The following is a 3,523-nucleotide window of genomic DNA, read 5'->3' as shown; positions in this document are numbered from 1 at the left end:
GCCAGCGAGGACAGTCGATGGATGCTCCAGTTATCCAGTGCCAGACCGTATTTCGAGGTCGGAAACTGGAAGAACGCATCGGGCGCAACGACCCGCAGGTCGCATTGCATGGCCAGTTGCAGACCAGCGCCGATGGCCGGGCCGTTGATCGCGCCGATCACCGGAATCGGCGCCGCGTCCATGGCCTTGTGCAGTTCAATGAGCCGGTCGGGATAGTCGGCGGCGAACGCGTCGCCGCTCAGGTCGGCTCCGGCGCAGAACACGGTGCCCTGCCCGGTCAGCACGACGACGCGGACATTCTCGCCGGCCGCCTTCTCCACGGCCTCGCGCAGCTCCTCGACCAGCTGGGAGTTCAGCGCGTTGCGCCGTTCCGGGCACTGCAACTCAATGGTCAGGACGTCTTCGACGCGGGTGACACCGATCATGTGCGCCACTCTCCCCCGCAAGCGGGAGGTGCCCCCACCTCATCGCTCATTTCTCTATCGTCGTTGGCGCGGATCATGGCGCCAAGCTTAGTTACGCGCCGGGTGGCGCCGAATCGGCGGTAGCCGGAACATTCCATTTGGCCGAAAGACCTGACAGGATGCGTCAGCGTGAAACGGCCCAACTTCTTGGTGATAGTGGCAGACGATCTCGGATTCTCCGACATCGGCGCGTTCGGCGGGGAGATCAATACCCCCAACCTGGACCGGCTGGCCTACGCCGGGATCCGGTTCACCGACTTTCATTCGGCGCCGGCCTGCTCACCGACCCGGTCGATGCTGCTGACCGGAACCGACCACCACATCGCCGGCATCGGCACGATGGGCGAGGTTCTGCCGCCCGGATTCAAGGGCGCGCCCGGCTACGAGGGCTATCTCAACGACCGGGTCGTGGCGTTACCCGAGTTGTTGCGCGACGCCGGCTACCTGACGCTGATGTCGGGAAAATGGCACCTGGGCAACACCATTGACAGGTCGCCGTGGGCCCGCGGGTTCGAGCGCTCGTTCGCACTGCTGCCGGGTGGCGCTAGCCATTACGGCGGTTCGCGGGCCACCGCTTCGCTGCCCGGCCCCACGCTCTATACCGAAGACGACCAGTTCGTCACCGTCGGCGACGACTTCTATTCGTCCGACTTCTACGCCGACACCCTGCTGCGCTACTTCCGCGAACGCCCCGAGGACGACGACCGACCGTTTTTCGCCTATCTGCCGTTCCAGGCGCCGCACTGGCCGCTGCAAGCACCGGCGGAATCCATCGCGCACTACCGCGGCCGCTATGACGCCGGCCCGGACGCGTTGCGCCAGGCGCGGCTGGCGGCGCTCAAGCGTCTCGGCTTGTGCCCGCCCGATGTCAATGCGCACCCCGTCGTAGCCGATGGGGAACCGGAGTGGTCCGACATGACCGACGAGGAGCGCGCGATCTCGGCCCGAAGCATGGAGGTTTACGCCGCCATGGTGGACCGGATGGACTGGAACATCGGCCGGGTGATCGACTACCTCACCGAAACCGGCGAGGTCGACGACACGGTGGTGATCTTCATGTCCGACAACGGCGCGGAGGGAGCAATAGTCGAGGCGATGCCGATTCTGGGTGGCCTTATCGCGGCGCAGATCGAGCAGCATTGCGATCACAGTCTCGACAACCTGGGCGCCCCCAACACATTCATCTGGTACGGCCCGCGCTGGGCACAGGCCGCCACTGCCCCATCGCGGCTGTACAAAGCGTTCACCACCGAGGGGGGCATTCGAGTGGTCGGGTTCGTCACCTGGCCGGGCTTTGCCCGGCAGGCCCAGATCGGGACCGCGTTCGCAACCGTCATGGACATCGCTCCGACCGTGCTGGAACTCGCCGGCGTCACACACCCCGGCACCGAATACCAGGGCCGCCAAGTCGAACCCCTGCGCGGCAGGTCGCTGCTTCCATACCTGTCCGGTGGCGCCGAGGTAGACGACGCCGTCACCGGCACCGGATGGGAGTTGTTCGGCCGCCGCGCCATTCGTCGCGGCGACTGGAAGGCGCTCTACCTGCCGCAGCCGTACGGCCCGGGCGCCTGGCAACTTTACGATCTCTCCGCCGACCCGGGCGAGATCGACGACCTGGCCGCCTCGCGGCCGGACAAGTTGGCCGAGCTTCTCGCGCTGTGGGATCGCTACGTCGAGGACACCGGCGTAATCCTGGATCCCGTTTCGCTTTTCGACGTCGACCCGCAGAGTCTCGCCCAAGGCTAGCCTCATCGGGTGGGCCGGATCGGGACCGATGAACTGCGCGATGCGGTGCTCGACGAGGGGACTTTCGTCAGCTGGGACACCACGCCGCTGGTAGTGCCGGCGAACGCGTCGTACGCCCGCGAGCTGGCCGACGCCCGGGCCGCGAGTGGCCGTGATGAATCGGTGCTGACCGGAGAGGGCCGGGTGGTCGGGCGGCGGGTCGCGGTGGTGGTCTGCGAGTTCGAATTCCTCGGCGGCTCGATCGGAGTCGCGGCGGCCGAACGGATCACCGCCGCCGTGCAGCGCGCCACCGCCGAGCGGCTGCCGCTATTGGCCTCGCCGAGCTCCGGGGGTACCCGGATGCAGGAGGGCACGGTCGCGTTTCTGCAGATGGTGAAGATCGCTGCGGCCGTCACCCTGCACAAACAGGCACACCTGCCGTATTTGGTGTACCTGCGCCACCCGACCACCGGCGGGGTGTTCGCGTCATGGGGTTCGCTGGGCCACGTCACCATCGCCCAACCGGGCGCCTTGGTCGGCTTCCTGGGGCCGCGGGTCTACCAGCAGCTCTACGGTGAACCCTTTCCCGCTGGCATCCAGACCGCCGAGAACCTGCAGCGGCACGGGGTGATCGACGCGGTCGCGCCGCTGCGCGAGCTGCGCGGCATCCTCGACCGAGCGCTCAAAGTGGTCGCCGACGAGGCGGGGCCGCCACCGGATCGGCCACCGCCCGAACCGCTGCCCGACGTCCCGGCCTGGGACTCGGTGCTGGCGTCGCGGCGAGGCGACCGGCCCGGGGTGAAGCAGCTGTTGCGATACGGCTGTACCGATCAGGTGCTGCTGTCCGGAACCGAGCAGGGCGACGCCGCGACCACGCTGTTGGCGTTGGCCAAATTCGCCGGTCAGCCCGCGGTGGTGCTCGGCCAGCAGCGTATCGTCGGCGGGCTGGTCGGGCCCGCTGCATTGCGCGAGGCCCGTCGCGGCATGACGCTGGCCGCCGATCTGCGGCTACCGCTGGTGCTCGTCATCGACACCGCCGGCCCGGCGCTGTCGGCGCAGGCGGAAGAGGGTGGGCTGGCCGGTGAGATCGCCCGCTGCCTGGCTGAGCTGGTCACGCTGGATACCCCGACGGTGTCGGTGCTGCTCGGTCAGGGCAGCGGCGGGCCGGCCCTGGCAATGGTGCCGGCCGACCGGGTGCTGGCCGCGCTACACGGCTGGCTTGCGCCGCTGCCGCCCGAGGGCGCCAGCGCGATCGTGTTCCGCGACACCGAGCACGCCCCCGAACTGTCTGCCGCGCAGGGCGTCCGCTCGCTCGACTTGCTGGCGTCCGGCAT

General features: G+C 68.4%; 3 protein-coding genes. 2 read left to right on the top strand and 1 reads right to left on the bottom strand.

What is annotated here, in order from left to right:
- The coding region (locus WAN71_RS17685) for an enoyl-CoA hydratase-related protein (RefSeq protein ID WP_422226578.1) at window positions 1-425 on the bottom strand (425 nt) is incomplete at its 3' end.
- Between the two features lie 168 nt (window positions 426-593).
- Between WAN71_RS17685 and WAN71_RS17680 the strand changes: the two genes are divergently transcribed.
- Window positions 594-2,210 (top strand): arylsulfatase, encoded by a 1,617-nt coding sequence (locus WAN71_RS17680; protein ID WP_422226577.1) that lies wholly within the window; start codon window positions 594-596, stop codon window positions 2,208-2,210.
- A 9-nt stretch (window positions 2,211-2,219) separates the two neighbouring features.
- Window positions 2,220-3,523 (top strand): carboxyl transferase domain-containing protein (locus tag WAN71_RS17675; protein WP_422226576.1); only part of this gene is annotated, 1,304 nt, incomplete at its 3' end.

The sequence above is a fragment of the Mycobacterium sp. genome (assembly GCF_049280035.1).
GTDB lineage: Bacteria > Actinomycetota > Actinomycetes > Mycobacteriales > Mycobacteriaceae > Mycobacterium.
This window is presented reverse-complemented; position numbering and strand designations above follow the sequence as displayed.